This is a genomic window from Ferrovum sp., from assembly GCF_027317285.1.
In the GTDB taxonomy this organism is placed as follows: Bacteria; Pseudomonadota; Gammaproteobacteria; order Burkholderiales; family Ferrovaceae; genus Ferrovum.
In genome coordinates this window covers 1-728 of the sequence record NZ_DAHVHV010000141.1, presented here as the reverse complement: position 1 = coordinate 728, position 728 = coordinate 1, and the positions used below count along the sequence as shown (strand labels likewise).

The following is a 728-nucleotide window of genomic DNA, read 5'->3' as shown; positions in this document are numbered from 1 at the left end:
CTATGACAGAAAATCTCCACTCAACTCCCATTTATTTAGTAAAATAACTCGGAATGGTATTCTTATTTCATTAAACGAAGGTATGTCGTCTCATATTAGTCGACTAAGATAGAAGATCCAGCATGGGGAACCGGTATTATTCCACTACTACTCAAGGCCTTCACAACGGACTACTGACATAAAAGGATTTTCCGGGAATAACATCAAGCGGGATGCGCAGTTTGCTTAGGAGCTGCCAATAGATTTTCTCGGATCTTGAAGGACTCAGGACATGAAAAAAGCCAGCTTTTACGCTGGCTTGATCACTTTACCGGAGATCTTGGATGGCTTTGGATCTGGTAATGGTGGAGGCGGCGGGAATCGAACCCGCGTCCGGAAACAGTCCGCTAAGAACCACTACATGCTTAGCCCTTTTTTTTGTCTGGCCACTAGAGGGAGAAAGGACACACCCTTTTCGCCGCGAGCCTGGATTTGTGTCGCTAGCGGAACCCAGGCGGGTTCCGGAAGCCATCCTGTCATCTCGACGCCTCCGGACCAGGACAGGCACTGGTACCGGTAGACGCTAGCTCACCTGACTTTTAAATCAGGCAGCAAGTGCCATTTCGTTGTTGGCAGTTGTGTTGTTTCCCGGATGATTTACGAGGAGCCAGGAGTCCTCGGCATGCGATTCTTGCTTTCTCATCCCCGTCGAATCCAGTGCGCCCCCGGATAACCGGATAAAAGTATCA

The 728-nt window shown here is 49.0% G+C and carries 1 other RNA gene; it reads right to left on the bottom strand.

What is annotated here, in order from left to right:
• Window positions 1-342: 342 nt before the first annotated feature.
• Window positions 343-706: a transfer-messenger RNA gene (ssrA, locus tag M6F29_RS11975) on the bottom strand.
• Window positions 707-728 lie beyond the last annotated feature (22 nt).